General features: G+C 58.0%; 19 protein-coding genes and 1 tRNA gene. 14 read left to right on the forward strand and 6 right to left on the reverse strand.

Features of this window, described 5'->3' with window-relative positions; all coding sequences use genetic code 11:
• The first annotated feature begins 9 nt into the window (after positions 1-9).
• The 10 genes from F3I62_RS03520 (at position 10) to F3I62_RS03565 (ending at position 8,622) form a co-directional block, all read left to right on the forward strand.
• Positions 10-1,041: a hypothetical protein gene (locus F3I62_RS03520; protein WP_160488289.1), complete on the forward strand. Its 1,032-nt coding sequence runs from the start codon at positions 10-12 to the stop codon at positions 1,039-1,041.
• A 309-nt stretch (positions 1,042-1,350) separates the two neighbouring features.
• On the forward strand, positions 1,351-2,793 hold the full coding sequence (locus tag F3I62_RS03525; RefSeq protein ID WP_160488290.1) for an integrase family protein: 1,443 nt from the start codon (positions 1,351-1,353) through the stop codon (positions 2,791-2,793).
• 3 nt (positions 2,794-2,796) lie between these two features.
• A complete protein-coding gene (locus F3I62_RS03530) occupies positions 2,797-3,114 on the forward strand; it encodes a hypothetical protein (protein ID WP_160488291.1) in 318 nt (105 codons plus the stop codon).
• Between the two features lie 93 nt (positions 3,115-3,207).
• Positions 3,208-3,396 (forward strand): helix-turn-helix domain-containing protein, encoded by a 189-nt coding sequence (locus tag F3I62_RS03535; RefSeq protein ID WP_160488292.1) that lies wholly within the window; start codon positions 3,208-3,210, stop codon positions 3,394-3,396.
• Positions 3,397-3,401: 5 nt separating this feature from the next.
• A complete protein-coding gene (locus F3I62_RS03540; protein WP_160488293.1) occupies positions 3,402-5,402 on the forward strand; it encodes a bifunctional DNA primase/polymerase in 2,001 nt (666 codons plus the stop codon).
• A 219-nt stretch (positions 5,403-5,621) separates the two neighbouring features.
• Positions 5,622-5,909: a hypothetical protein gene (locus F3I62_RS03545; protein WP_160488294.1), complete on the forward strand. Its 288-nt coding sequence runs from the start codon at positions 5,622-5,624 to the stop codon at positions 5,907-5,909.
• A 397-nt stretch (positions 5,910-6,306) separates the two neighbouring features.
• Positions 6,307-6,684, forward strand: a complete 378-nt coding sequence (locus F3I62_RS03550) for a hypothetical protein (protein WP_160488295.1) — start codon at positions 6,307-6,309, stop codon at positions 6,682-6,684.
• 96 nt (positions 6,685-6,780) lie between these two features.
• Entirely contained in the window at positions 6,781-7,248 is a 468-nt protein-coding gene (locus F3I62_RS03555) for a hypothetical protein (RefSeq protein ID WP_160488296.1), read from the forward strand.
• A complete protein-coding gene (locus F3I62_RS03560) occupies positions 7,245-7,706 on the forward strand; it encodes a hypothetical protein (RefSeq protein WP_160488297.1) in 462 nt (153 codons plus the stop codon). The genes F3I62_RS03555 and F3I62_RS03560 overlap by 4 nt, the downstream gene beginning before the upstream one ends.
• Positions 7,696-8,622, forward strand: a complete 927-nt coding sequence (locus F3I62_RS03565; RefSeq protein ID WP_160488298.1) for a hypothetical protein — start codon at positions 7,696-7,698, stop codon at positions 8,620-8,622. Before F3I62_RS03560 ends, F3I62_RS03565 begins: the two co-directional genes overlap by 11 nt.
• 127 nt (positions 8,623-8,749) lie before the next feature.
• Here the strand turns inward: F3I62_RS03565 and F3I62_RS03570 are convergent, their stop codons facing one another.
• Positions 8,750-9,073 (reverse strand): hypothetical protein, encoded by a 324-nt coding sequence (locus F3I62_RS03570; RefSeq protein WP_160488299.1) that lies wholly within the window; start codon positions 9,071-9,073, stop codon positions 8,750-8,752.
• A gap of 251 nt (positions 9,074-9,324) precedes the next feature.
• Here F3I62_RS03570 and F3I62_RS03575 point away from each other — a divergent pair, with 251 nt between their 5' ends.
• The 4 genes from F3I62_RS03575 to F3I62_RS03590 are packed head-to-tail and all read left to right on the forward strand — an operon-like array spanning position 9,325 to position 10,577.
• Positions 9,325-9,744, forward strand: a complete 420-nt coding sequence (locus F3I62_RS03575; RefSeq protein ID WP_160488300.1) for a hypothetical protein — start codon at positions 9,325-9,327, stop codon at positions 9,742-9,744.
• Positions 9,741-9,980, forward strand: a complete 240-nt coding sequence (locus F3I62_RS03580; protein WP_160488301.1) for a hypothetical protein — start codon at positions 9,741-9,743, stop codon at positions 9,978-9,980. Before F3I62_RS03575 ends, F3I62_RS03580 begins: the two co-directional genes overlap by 4 nt.
• Positions 9,980-10,357 carry a hypothetical protein gene (locus F3I62_RS03585; protein WP_160488302.1) on the forward strand — a complete coding sequence of 126 codons (378 nt, stop codon included), beginning with the start codon at positions 9,980-9,982 and terminating at the stop codon, positions 10,355-10,357. The genes F3I62_RS03580 and F3I62_RS03585 overlap by 1 nt, the downstream gene beginning before the upstream one ends.
• Complete coding sequence (locus F3I62_RS03590) at positions 10,350-10,577, forward strand: hypothetical protein (protein WP_160488303.1); 228 nt, start codon at positions 10,350-10,352, stop codon at positions 10,575-10,577. The genes F3I62_RS03585 and F3I62_RS03590 overlap by 8 nt, the downstream gene beginning before the upstream one ends.
• A 40-nt stretch (positions 10,578-10,617) precedes the next feature.
• Here the strand turns inward: F3I62_RS03590 and F3I62_RS03595 are convergent, their stop codons facing one another.
• The 5 genes from F3I62_RS03595 to F3I62_RS03615 form a co-directional block, all read right to left on the reverse strand.
• Positions 10,618-10,800, reverse strand: a complete 183-nt coding sequence (locus F3I62_RS03595) for a hypothetical protein (RefSeq protein ID WP_160488304.1) — start codon at positions 10,798-10,800, stop codon at positions 10,618-10,620.
• A 206-nt stretch (positions 10,801-11,006) separates the two neighbouring features.
• Complete coding sequence (locus F3I62_RS03600; protein WP_160488305.1) at positions 11,007-11,528, reverse strand: hypothetical protein; 522 nt, start codon at positions 11,526-11,528, stop codon at positions 11,007-11,009.
• A 51-nt stretch (positions 11,529-11,579) separates the two neighbouring features.
• Positions 11,580-12,083, reverse strand: coding sequence for a hypothetical protein (locus tag F3I62_RS03605; RefSeq protein WP_160488306.1), 504 nt, complete (start codon positions 12,081-12,083; stop codon positions 11,580-11,582).
• A gap of 8 nt (positions 12,084-12,091) precedes the next feature.
• Positions 12,092-12,943 carry a TIGR04255 family protein gene (locus F3I62_RS03610; protein WP_160488307.1) on the reverse strand — a complete coding sequence of 284 codons (852 nt, stop codon included), beginning with the start codon at positions 12,941-12,943 and terminating at the stop codon, positions 12,092-12,094.
• A gap of 452 nt (positions 12,944-13,395) precedes the next feature.
• Positions 13,396-13,471: transfer RNA gene (locus F3I62_RS03615), tRNA-Thr, on the reverse strand.
• Between the last annotated feature and the right edge of the window lie 228 nt (positions 13,472-13,699).

A 13,699-nucleotide genomic window follows, 5' to 3' on the forward strand; every position in this document is an offset into this window, starting at 1 on the left:
GAAGCACCCATGACAAGCAAACACACCCTCGGCATGGTTCCCGAGATAGCTGACTTCATCCACCACAGCAGCCCGATCGCTAGTAGCGATCTGGCACTGGGTGCCGCCATCGCCGTTATGTCCTCTTTCGCCGCTGGGCGGTATTGCATCCAGCCAAAGGGGGTGCCCGAAGCCAGCGTAGTCACGCAAGGCGTCATGCTGCTGGGGGAATGCGGCACCGGCAAGGGGGCAGCTATGGAAGGAGCCGAGCGGCTGTTTCAGGTAGTAGGCGACCCGGCGATAGCCACAGGTTTCTCGACACCGGAGGTACTGTGGAACTCTGCCACCCAGACCCCTGGCCTGCTTTTGCTTCTGGCGAATGAAGACCATCACAGCCTAGCGGCAAGAGACCCAGGCTTCGGGCAAGAACGCCCCCAACCAGCGCAATCGGACGTGCTCTTCAGCCTACAGTCGCACACGACCGGCATGGATGCCGTCTTTTACCCTCGTCCGAGTCGCAGTGCTGACTTCAAGCGGCGGCACCGACAAGCACCTGTCACCATCCTGGCGGAAACTACCCCCCAGGCCATGCGTGAACGGTTGCCGTTGTGGATGGACAGCAGCCCGTTCTATGGGGAGCTGCTGTTCGTTGGTGCGGTTCGATTGCAAAAGGTCCGCAACCCCGCCCCTTGTAGGGTGGTTCCCCCAACGCTGCTTGCCAGGCTGAGGGAGTTGACGGCGCTGCGTCCCAGTGTGGAGCTGGTCATGGTGCAGATGGACCAAGAGGCGGAAGCGGACTACCGCACCCTTGTGGACTACTGCCGTTCTGCCGTTCCACCCCACGAGCCGGATGCTATGGCCTTGCTGGCACAGAGGGTGCTGAACGTCGCGACACTGTATGCCATCGGGATTGACCACAGGCAACCCGTCGTGACCCGCCAGCTCATCAAGGAGGCGGCAAACCTGGCTGTCTGGAGTAGGGAGCTAGCCCGTGCAGGGCTACAAGGCGTGCCCAGGGACTTCACTGAACTGGTTGCTGACCAGTTCCCTGTCGTCCACTAGCACGTGGGCCGGGTGTACCCCTGGGAGGGGTGTTTAACCCCCGGCTACACCCCCGGAAAATAAAAAAGGGTTACGTTTTCACGTAACCCTTTGTTTTATATGGTGCCGGCACCAGGAATCGAACCCGGGACCTACTGATTACAAGGCCCGCATTATACCTTCCAGCTGGACACAGGTGTGCTTTTAAGGACGGAAAATTCCTTTGTGAATCAAAGGCTCAGGCACATCATTAGTCCGTGTCTGTTCGCTTGTGTGTGTGAGTGACCAGGCTCTATACAGACACAATATAGACACGGGAGGTACGGCATCATGGCCACCACCATCGAAGGGGGCGAGAAAAAGAAAACCGGGATCATCCTCAACAACCTGCTAATCAAAGCCGCGTGCGCTGAGGCCAAGAAGTCTAAAAAGGAGGTGTGGCTGACAGAAGCAGGCGGCCGGGGCGAAGGCCGCATGCGTCTGCGCGCGTTCCCTAACGGCGAGCACGTCTTCTATTACAGGTATTCCCTGGACGGGGTGCAAAAGCAGCTGCGCATCGATAAGGAAGACCTGGCCGAAGCCAGGGACAAAGCCAGCCGTCTGGCAGACCTGTATCGAGCTGGCCACCGCGATCTGCACGGCTACCTGGCTCAGACCCGCGCCATCGAGGATGCTGCCCGCGAGGCCGCCGCCCGCGAGCTGGAAGCCAAAGCGCGGCAGGGCACCCTGGCACAGCTGCTCGCCGACTACATCGCCGACCTTGATCGGCGTGGCAAGAGCAGCGCGAAGGACGTGCGTGGCGCCTTCCGGCTGGACGTGCTGACAGCTTTCCCTTCCATGGCAGCCAAGCCGGCCAAGGAGATAACCAGCGGTGACATTACCCGCATGCTGCGGCACTGCCTCACCCGTCCCGTGGCGAGCAAGGGCCGAGGCAAGAGACTCACACCGGCTAGCGCCAGCAATAACAAGTTGCGCCAGGCGGCCAAGTTGCGCGCCTACCTGCAAGCTGCATTCGGCTTCGGTCTGACTGCCGACAACGACGCGCTGCGCGCTGACGGAGAAGTGTTGTTTGGCCTGAGCTTCAACCCGGTAGCCAATACCAAAACCATAGAAGGCGCCGACCGGGCAGAGACTTGGGCGCTGACCAAGGATGAGCTGCGCCAAGTGTTGATGGCCATCGAGGGTCTGCCCGAGCGGCGCCGCTCGATTGCCAAGAGTATGTTGTACCTGGCCGGCCAGCGGGTGCAGATGCTCTGCCGTGTTACCTGGGCCGACCTGTACGACGACGGTGAGCATGGACCAGTACTTCAGATGATGGACCTGAAGGGTGGCAAGGGTACGCCGCCACGTGCGCACCTGATCCCCATGACCGAGCGCTTGGGCGAGGTCATGGCGCCGCTGCTGGCACTGTGCGGTACTGACGCGCCCGGTCCCTTCACCCTACGCGGCAAAGCCCCCGCCACAAGCGGTACGCTACAGAAGATATTCGCCGAGCTGGGCGACCAGCTAGCTGCGGTAGGTAAGACCCGCCGCTTCACCTGGCTGAATATGCGCTGCACCGTCGAAACGCATCTGGCAGCCCTGGGCGTGAATCAGGAGCGCCGCGCCTGGCTCCTGTCGCATGGCCGCACTGGCGTGCAGGCGAAGCATTATGACCGCTATTCGTACCTGCCGGAGAAACGCCAGGACTTGGACAAGTGGACGCGCTACCTGGACCAACTCGCCAGCGGCGAGGCACGGACGAACGTCGTGCAGCTACATGCGGAGGCGTGAACCATGGCAACCCTGGCCGCTCGACTCAAGGCACTGAACAAGCGTGTTGCCGCGCTGGAGCAAGACAGCGACCCCGCTGTGCAGGCGGTCTTGCTGCGGCTAGAAGCTTGCCTCGACGAAATCGACAAGGTGCTACCGCCAACGCGCCGTGGTCGACCAAAACAGCCTGATCTGTTGATACTGCCCTGGTTTGTCGATTCGGCTAAGAAGCTGGGGATGAAGACCGATAAGGCGGTGCTACAACGTCTTCTCCGCGGCGACAGGGGTAGCCTCAAGACCTGGCAGAACCAGCTCGCCAAGGCACGCAAGCTGCTGCACTAGCCACTCGTCGTCCCGAAAAATTCTGGGAATTTTTTCGGGATGCGCTTCAGCGCAATGTCTCCCCCATGGCCACCGAGTCATTCGGAGACAAACATGGAACAGCACCTTTTCAGCCCCAACAGTGCCGCACGGGCGCTCGACGTGAGCCGCAGCAAGGTTTACGACCTGATGAAACGCGGCCTTCTTCACTACGTTGTGATCGAGTCTGACCGCAGGATTCCGGCGAGCGAAATCGCTCGCATCGCGGCCGAAGGCATCCCTGCGAAGTCCGAGCAGGCGTGATCGGCATGGCCGACCTCGGCACTCCGCTGGACTTTGCGCTGCGCTATGCCGCGCATGGCATGCCTGTCCTGCCCCTGCATTCGGTGCGCGATGGCCGGTGCTCCTGCGGCAAACCAGGTTGCGCAAGTGTGGGCAAGCATCCGCGCACGGAACATGGGGCACACGACGCCTCAACCGACGCGGAAACGATCCGGGCCTGGTGGAAGCAATGGCCCGACGCGAATGTCGGCCTGGCCCTGGATGGCCTCGTGGTGATCGATATTGACCCGCGCAATGGCGGCAATTTGCAGGCGATACCACAGCAATTGCCCGAGACTTGCCATGCCCGCACGGGCGGTGGCGGTTCGCATCACATCTTTCGGGCCCAAAACGGCACAAAGTACGCGGGCCGGCTCGGTCAGGGCATTGACCTCAAGAGCGGCGATGGCAGCTACATCGTCGTTGCGCCAAGTGTCCATGCAAGCGGCGCTGCCTACGAATGGGATGCCGCACCTTGGGAGCAAGAACCGGCCCCGGCGCCGGACTGGCTGCCAGTGAAAAGCGACAGCGCAGCCGCACAGACAGAGCTGACCCTGGACCTTGCTACGGTTGATCAGGTAGCCCTGTCTGTGCGGCTGGCTGCGGTACAGGCCGACTCCGATCTGCGGCAGCTACTGGACGGCAGGCCACCGCTGTGGGGGACTGACACATCAGGCAGTGGCCTGGATTTCGCCCTGGCGCTGGTATTGAAGCGACTGCATTTCAGCCCGGCTGAAATATTCGTCTGCATGGCCAACTACCCGTACGGTAAAAAAGATGGGCGCACAGCGGAGTACCTGAACAGGACCATCGCGAAGGTCTGTGCGCCGCCCGCTGCGCCGGCTGCGAGCGTTCCCGAAGCTGACGACTTCGCACCGTATTTATCCGAGTTTTGGGATGACTCCCTGGAAATCGACTGGCTGATCCGCGACTTTCTGGAGGATAACGTAACAGCCGAGATATGGGGGCCGGCTGGTAGCTATAAAACGTTTCTCGCGCTCGACATAGCCGTGTCGGTCGGTGGCGGCATCGACTGGCACGGCAACGAAGTAGAGCGATCCGGCCCTGTTCTCTACGTCTGCGGCGAAGGGCGCACCGGTATCAACCGGCGGATCAAGGCGCTGTGCCAGAAACGCGGCCTGGGGCGTGACGTGCCTATCCGGGTGTCCAAGATGCCGTTACTGCTGAGTAAGAGCGAGCAGGCCAAGTTCCTGCAGGAAAAAATCGCCAGGTTCGACAGGCCACCCGTGTTGATCATCGTCGACACGCTGGCGCGTAACTTCGGCGGCAATGAGAACTCGGCCGAGGACATGGGCGCTTTCCTCGACAACGTGGAAACGATCCGCCGTCTGTGCAATGCCACTGTGTTGATCATTCACCACTGCGGGCATGACGGGTCGCATGCGCGCGGGTCGTATGCGCTGCATGCCGGGGTAGACGCCGAATACCAGGCCAAGCCGGACAAAGCGCGCAAGGAACTGGTGCTGCAAAACAGCAAGATGAAAAACGCCGCCGACGGCGGATCGATTTTCTTACAAGCGGAAGTGACCAGCCTGATGAATGCCGACGGCAGCGTAGCCTTGGATAAAAAAGGTCAGCCTATCACCACCATCGTTATGCAAACGGGCAGTTCGCGGCAGGCCGACGCCGTTGCGGCGTTCTTCATGGCACATCCGGGGCTGGAAGGGGCGGGCCGGAGCAAATACAAGGAGCGCCTGCCGATTGTGCTGCAAAAGCTGTACGACACTCCGGGCGCAACCAAAATCGACTTGTGCAAGGCGTGCGGCGTGAAAGCCGGTGCGGCGCTCGATGTCCTGCTTCAACAGATGCGCTGCGAAGGCCTGCTGGATATGACCGCCATGCGGTTGACCGTGGAAGGCAAAAGGGCAGCTGAAACCTTTGGCAAACGGGCTGATATGCGGTTTGCCGACCAGATAACCGAGAAAGCCGAACGGGAGGCTCTAGCACAAGGGTTTCAGGGTGCTTAGAGGGGTTTCACTTCTAAATGAAACTCTAACCTTTCAGATAGAACTGAAACCGGCTGAAAACGGTACCGGTTGGAAGTTGAGTGGGAGGCTCTAGCACAAGGGCTAGAGGGGTTTCATTTAGAAGTGAAACCTAACTGAAATCCATAGTTTCAGCTAATCCCCCCCCTAGGGGGTTAGCTAAATGAAACCCTGAGGTAAATGAACGAAGGAGACACCCCTGTGAAACCCAAATACCTGGCGCATCCGAGCCAAGCCCGGTGCATCGACTCCCCTGTGGAGCAAGAACGCCTGCTTGCGATGGGCTGGCTGCTGACCAAGCCAGCGCCACGGACCAAGGATGCCAAACGCATGCGCATGCTGCGAACTCGCCGCAGGGCTGAGGGCTGGGTGGGCCTGACGCTATGGCTGCCACCGGATCAAGCCGCTGCCGTAACGGCCGTCAAGCGTAAGAACGAGAGCTACGCCGAGCTACTGACCCGCCTGGTGCGTGAACAGGGTTCGTCGTGACAGACCTGGCAGATGGGCACACAGAATTAGAGAACTGGAACGAAGTCCCGATATGGCAGCAAACGGCAGGAAATGGTCCCTGAAAAGTTAATCAAGGGATTTCTAGTCCCATGTTTAGTACGTCTAAACCAGGCGTTTCAGCTGGTTTGAAGCTGAAAGCGTGGTTTTCGTACCTGTTGTGTGCCTGTTGAGTGCCACAGCAGTGCTTAGGGAGGTGCCCCATGGCTACCTATAGCCAAACATCAGAAAACCTCACCAGCGAGCGCGTTGGCACTCTCCCGAGGCTAAAACGCACCCTGTTGACCTGGGTCTTCGAGGCTAGTCGTGATGTGCCATTCCGGCCGCGCGGTACGCGGTGCCATAACGGATTCAGGCGGCAGGTGAAGGGGTTCCGCGTATGAACGTCACAACATCATCGACTGCTACCCCTGAGCAGATACGCGCCGCGCTGTCACCTGGCCAGGCCGAACTGGTGATCGACGCCTGTAACGCTTACCAGGCCCAGGCAGCCGCAGAGTGCGAGCATGCCGCAGCTAAGCGGGCCAGGTCGGATCATGCCCGCAAAACTAGGACCGAGCGCCTACATGCCGCGATTGACGCCCTGATCGAGGGCCACCGCCCTCAACTCAAGGCGTGGAAGAAAAGCCGGCGCAGCCGCGCAGAGTGGGCGAAGAAGCAGATCATCACGGATGCCGAGAAAGGAAACACGAAAGCAAACCCGCTGGTGCCCAGCTGGCGTTATATCGACGATTATTTAAAGACCCTGCATCTCTAATAATAGAACAGCAGACTCCCTGCCAAATCACTGTTAACAAGTAGCCCGTCCAGCGTTATATCTCCAATTACGAACAACGTATTGGAGCGCCTCCAAGTGAGCAAAGAAGTCAGCGAAGAAAAACATCAGCCTGTTGTTTCCCTGACCATGCGCGACGTTCGCCTGCGCGAAGCGGCGGGTAACGTATTCCGCATCATTGCCCCACTGGGAACAACGCCAGAGCGCTTGGAAGAGTCAAGTTTCTACAGTGTTATTTCTCACCAGTTCCACCCCTTCGACGAGCTGATCGTTATCGCTGCGGACCGCACGTTTTATGCGCGCTACTTGGTTTTGCAGGCCGGGATGGGTTACGTGGAGGTGTTTCAGCTCAGCTTTATAAAATTGCCCGCGATGTTGGCCTCCATTGGTGAAACGCTGCCCGACAATCATCGACTGGTGTATGCAGGCCCGGAAATCGGATGGCAGGCTATCCGCAGCAGCGATGGGGTTGTCGTCATTGACCGCGCCACTTCGCAGACCGATTGCCTCCAGCAGCTCCTTAACCACGGCAGCCTCCGCAAATGAACATCGCAGCCCACGTTCAGGCAGTGGCCATACAGTTCATTTCATATCGCGGCGACATTACCGCGCTCGCCAAATTCGTTGCTGCGAGCATGGTGACAGGCGCCCCTAGTATCGCCGACCTGGTGCATTACTTGCGCAAAGAGTCCACGGCCAAGGAACTTCAGGAATATGAAGTGGGCTTGTGGCGCAATACGGCTGGAGATTGGTCGCTTGTCTCCTTAGCTACGCCGCCGACCATCGAGGCGATGAAGTACCGCCTGGATAACTTCCCTGTATCGAATACCCAATGTCGCTGGTGCCTTCAGGACGCGAAGCGCCTGGCTGATCTCGAACTGATCAGCGAGATTGATTTGCATGGTCTGCCAGTGCACCGCAGCCGACTGCATCCACAGTGCATGCGGCCCTGGTTGTCGATGCGCACCCAAGTTGCCCGTGCTGGAGTTGTCCATGAGCAATGACCTCGAACGGTACGGCCCCGGTGAAGTAGCCCCATACAGCCCATCGCAGCCGCTCGCGCCGGTCGCAGACGACTGGGGCGAAGTTCCTGACTACGCCATCGCCGACCGCCAGCAGCACAGCAGCGGCGCCCAGATGTTCGGCACGCCCCTGCCGCCTGGCACGACGCAAGCGCATATAGAACGCGCCTTGGGCGAAATAAGCGGGGTGTTTCTCGCCGATATGTCCCGTTTAAATCATCCGGTCAAGTTCTCGACCGCCGCTGTGGCTTGGCTTGAGCGGGCCGCCTTGCAGCCGCCGCGCCGCGAGAAGAAGCGCCACTCGTATGACCTGCACGACCAGGCCGGCGATCCGGTTGCCGAGTCCTTCGCCAATGCAATGGCGGCCGTAAATGCGCCGCAGGAATTCGTTAGCAATGCGATCTGGTGGATCGAAGAACTGGAACGGCAGCAGAGTCAACAAACTCATGTAAGCCATGAGTCGGCACAGGGACGTGCACCCTCTTCCGGCGATCCGCTCGATAGCCTGGATGACGGGCAATACGCCCAGGTGATCGCCATAAATGACCGCGCAAAAGCTGAAACGCTGGGCTACCTACGAGACTTATGGGGCCAAAGCTACCAAACCAACTTGCGTATGGTGCAGGTGTATTTTCAAAACTTGCCGCAACGTGAACAAGATTATCTTGGACAAATGACAAGCGGATGGGTCTCGGGTTTAAACACCAAGGAAATACTGCTGGGCCTTTTCAACCAAGCCATCGGTGCCGGCAGTATTCCAAGAAGCGGTGCGGCCCTACAGGATGAAATCGAAGAGTGCCACCGCTGCATGCGGGAGCAGCCCAGAAAGTGGCGAGAGGACGAGAGGCTTCAGGCCAGGTATAGAGCCCTCGTAGATATTCGAGATAAGGGGCGGTAATACCGCGCCTTAATTTGGAGTAAATAAACATGGCGTATTCATCAACTAACCCGGCCCGGCGTATAACCGACCTCGGTCTTCCTTCAACGGGTGGCGGCTCTATTTATGCCTACGAGTCCACGCACACTCATGCCGCCGTGGAGGCTGCCAACTTCTTTAGTGGTTGCGGATTCGGTTCGCCGTCTCCGGACAAGGCCATTGGCATGCGAATAGGCGACCTACTGGTCAATATCAACCAGAGCACAGCAGGCACTTCGGCGATAACCTGGCACCGGGTTACCTCACTCTCCACTTCAACCGGATGGAACTCACCGATCCATGCTTCCGTGTCAGTAGCGAGTTCCTGAGCAATGAAGATGTCAGAAATAAAGGCGCAGTCTGCCGCCTGGAATAAGCCGTCGAAGATCACGCCCGAGCTATGGGAGGAAATCCGCCCGCTGGTGAAGTTCATCCTGCGGCAAAGACCTATTTCCGATTCGCGAATGTTCAATGCGTGTTGGGTTGCGTCTTTACTCTGCAAAAGGGGATACAAATTATGAGAAGTCAAAACGATCTAAAACATGACGGTAGGGTATTGCGCGACAAGCTCGTCTTATCGGGTGCAGATCCTGAATTATTGCGCAAGTTAAATAACTTGGTAGATAGCCCATTTCTGCAAGCCGGTGATTTGGAAAAGTTGCGCCGTTTGCTGGGAGAAACTTCATGATGTCCCCACGACTCGCGCAAATCGCTAGGAAGCTGGACCGGGCTAAACCACCGCCAGCAGAGAAAGCTGAACCAGCCTCTGGTGATCTGGGCGCAGCCATCGAACAGCTTATCGCCGAGCAGGTCGAGGCCCGCGTCGGCCTGGAACTGGACCGCCAGCAAGACCTGCAACATAACCCGCGTCTGCGCCACCTGTTGCGCTCCAGCCAGCCGACGATGGCCACGGACTTCAAGGACGTTCCACCGCCGCCTAGAACGCCACTGCCGACCGTGCAGGGCGCCACCATCCAGCGGGGCGAAGACGGGCGCGCAACCGTGGTCAACATCGGCAGCATGCAGTACCGCGTGGTGCGTGATCACCTCGGCCGGGCTTCGGCCTTGATGCCCGCCGACGCTGCTGAGGGAGAATCCCGGTGATCGTATACACGCCGCGCAAGGGCGAATACGGCAGCCACGGACAGGCGCTGCGCGAGGCTGAAGCGCTTGTGGAGGCCTTGCGTGACCCCGTGCGCTTCAGTGAATTCGCAGCCAAATTTCCGGGAGGGCTGGTGAGTAAACACGTCTTCGATTACACCCTCATAACCTGCGATGAAGAAGACGGCCATCTAGTCATAGCGGTGTGCGAGTGCCCCGAGCCGCCGGAGAGACTGTGATGGGCCGGCCGGTAGGTTCTGTGAAGACTGGTGGCAGGCGGCCGGGCAGCCTAGATCGGCAGCAGCGGCAACTGATAACCGAGCAGATGGCTTTCGATGTGCTCGCGGTTTATCGGGGGCTCGGTGGAGCGATGTGGCTGATGGAGTTCGCCAAGGCCAATCCGGGCCAGTTCGTGCAGCAGTGCTTGAGCCGACTCCTACCAGCAGCACCGAAGGAAGACGCCGACGTGCAGGTAAACATGCTCAGCGTCGGCAATATCAGCGACTTCGAGATTGCCCGGCGCCTCGCGTTCGTCCTGGCCGCTGGTGCGAATGCGCAGCAGGATCTACAGGAACAGCAGCCCCCTGTGACCGTGCAGGAGACTCCCGGTGACTGATGACGAAATCCGCATGGCGGTGAAGGTGCTGCGCCTGGCCATCGACCTCGACAACGGCGATACCCTCACGCCCGAGCAGCTCGCCGCGTGGAGCCTGATCAGGGATACCTACGTCCATGACTGGTTATCGCACCCTGGCTCAGCCGCCGAGCAGGTGACGGGCGTAGCGGATCGGCCGGTGGTGGTGGTCAAGCGCACGGTGGCCAGGTGGCGCCAGTAATACCAGCACTACGAGCGACGGTAGTCTTGAAACCGGCCGATCAGGGCCTATCTCGTTCTTCGCCTGTGGAGCCGCGCCCTCGCTCCAGGCGTAGCGAGCTGTTGTGAAATAGATCCAGCTGCTCCGGCGCCGGCTCCAACTCGATGAGTTGCCCGGTGGTGAGGTCGATAGCGGGATGGGTGAAGCCGCGTAGGGCTTCGCCAGGGACGATGGCGATAAGCATGGTGGCGTCTCCTGTTTAGCGGCATTTATTGAGCGCCCGCAAGTGGGGTAAATCGGCGCGATTTTTATTATAGACCGCGTGCACGTAGGCGGCCGATCCATGCGTGATTGAGCTGATAGGCAGGAGCCGGTCATAGGCGGACAAGCATCTCGCGCAGCAGTGCGGAAGGAGAAGACTATGTCGCCACGATCATCGTGGCTGAGACGTCACGCCGTTATTGGCTCGTCTGTAAACGCCTCAGTCAGCATCAGCCTTGCGAGTTTTTGCTGCGACTTCGAAAGCGACTTGAAGGCGGAGGGTAGCTCGATGACATCAACATGGGCTGTGTTCTCACGCAAGGCCGTGTCATAGACACCGTATGCACGTTCATCCGCAACCTTTAGAGCTCTCACGGCACCAACCGACGCCACCACCGCACCAACATAGGTACGCTCTCCCTGCGTCGGCTTTCGGTTGGCGTTGAACGATTCGACTTGAGCTATTCCGCGCGCGTGGAGTTCACCACGTGGTGCGCTAGAGCCACTGCGCTCACAAGAGAGTCCTTTGTCTTTTGCGTCAGAAAAGAGTGCTGTGACAACCTTTCCGTCGTGAAGATGTAACGGGGAATATACGTAGCGATGAATAAATTCGCCGTCCGTTACTACTCCGTCTGAGTAGGCGCTTACGCTTTCAGCTTCGCACTCAGCATTGGGGTGCGCATCATCAATCAGGCTTGCCCTAGCAGACACGGCACCTCTAGTCGCCAATGATTCGAAGAAAACTCGACAACTCATTCAGCGCTAGATCCGAGCAAGGTAGCCGATAAATTGCGAGTCGAGCTGATACGTATCAAAGCTCAAGTCGGGGCTGGCAAACACCTCATTACTATCCTTGTAAATAAAGTGATAGCTGTTATCACCGGGGAAGGAGATTTCCAGATAACTACCGTTTCGTTTCCAGAAAAGCGAGATTTCCCCATCGCCAGCGAGCATGGAAGCAGGCAGCTCAAAGCGCTTAGTTAGCTTCTGAACAAACTCCATCGCATTTGAGAACGAGCCGTAGGTCGCGGGTTGACCACCGTAACCATCCCAGTCCTCATCAAGGCCACGATACATGAAGAGCTTTTCTGTCAAGCGAGCCATCGCATACTCCCAGCTCTTCGCATGAGTGGGTGGAAGCATCCGCATGCGCCCAGGCGCAATGGTCACTTGAGCGTGCGTAGAAGGCCATTGTGCTTGGTTGGACTCCACCAGAAACGCTTTCGGTTGCTCTATCGTGCTGCTTCGTTCCGCTACGGCGCCCATGTGATCCCTCAATCCGACTTTTTAGGGTCGAAGTGGATTAATTCCTTCGCGGCATTGGTGATGACGTCGCCGAATACCGCCTTGCTCTCATCATGTAGATATTTAAAGGCAGGTGCGAGGCTCTCGCTCACATTCCCCGTTTCATCGATCAATGAAAGAGGGGTGAACAACTGATATTTGTGCAGCGTCAAGACGGTAACGTCAAAGCTAGAGGAAACCCTATTAACGTTGACATCAATATTAGTCAAAATTTTACCATTCAGCTCGAATTTAGGCGCCGAGAAAAAGCCGTGATGGGAGTGGAATGCGTCGTCAAGTTTATCGATGCCAGATGGTAAATACCGACTATCTATATTAAACAGGTCGGTAAGTGGCTTTGCTTTTCCATCAGCAAAGCTGACCTTGAAGGTATCGGTGTACTGAAGGGATAGGCATGCCGCTGCTACATTAGCGAGCCACGGTTTCAGAATTCCGAGGTAATGATTAACCTCATCAGCGACTTTTGCCCAGCGCTCATACTCACCACAAACGACAGATAGGGCATTAGCGTCGATGTTAACAGCAATGGCAGGCTGGCCGTCTTCTCGCATCCGAGCAAATGATATGCCACCAATCATTCCGGGCATAGGAACAGGCGGGGAAACCATTTGATGCTCTGCACCAAAGGCAAAATTGAGCGTCATTTGCTGCTTTTCAATCACCCTAGGAAGGCGCTCCTTCAGCTGTTCGTGAAGGCGTCCTCCTACCATCAAGTCGGCAAAGGCATGTGGCGCTAGCGGAGTAGCGAACTCGAAGACGAACAGCACGTTGCTGATTGCATGCCCATGCTTGGCGTCAAACGGCTTGATTAAGGCTGTCATGAATTCTCAGTTTTTCCACTCGGTTAGACAGCTGCTTGGGCAGCCGCATCCTGCCCTGCCTTAGCCGCCTCGGGGAGCGCGATATTACCATAGCCTCCCCTACCGCGTACCTACAATAAAGCACAGAACCCGCAATGCTGCAGTTACCAAGTGACGCCTTCGCACGGACAAGAGTGGCGCTATAAGCCATAAACAGGCACCCCTCCTAGCAACCTCAAGTTCGAAGCGGTCACGATAGAGCGTTCGGGTATCCCACGACGGGCCGTTTCGGGTTGTTAGTTGCCTGTCAGTGACTATCCATACATGCTCGGACAGCGGCGCCATGCGCATACCGCTGGGGGCGTAGTCAATTCTCGCATTATGCCTCGCGTCTTACAGACACCAAACAGACACGGGAAACCCCAAAAACGAAAAAGGCCCACCTTGCGGCGAGCCTAAGTCGTTGTTTCGTATGGTGCCGGCACCAGGAATCGAACCCGGGACCTACTGATTACAAGTCAGTTGCTCTACCAGCTGAGCTATACCGGCAAGGGGCGCCATTATAGCCATTGGCGACGCGGAGTAAACCGTTGCGATGCAGTTGATACCTGGGCCGGCTATCAGCCGCGCTGCGCTTATGCACAATCGAGAGGCGTAATGAAGACGAATGCGCGGCTTTTGTGCGCCAGCTCTCAGTCAAGCATAACTTGCTGTTTTTAATGGTTTTTTGTTTGTGATCAAAAAATCTACAGCGCCGTGCAGGGCAGGAGCGGCCGG

Origin of the sequence: Pseudomonas sp. R-28-1W-6 (genome assembly GCF_009799925.1) — a bacterium.
Classification (GTDB): domain Bacteria; phylum Pseudomonadota; class Gammaproteobacteria; order Pseudomonadales; family Pseudomonadaceae; genus Aquipseudomonas.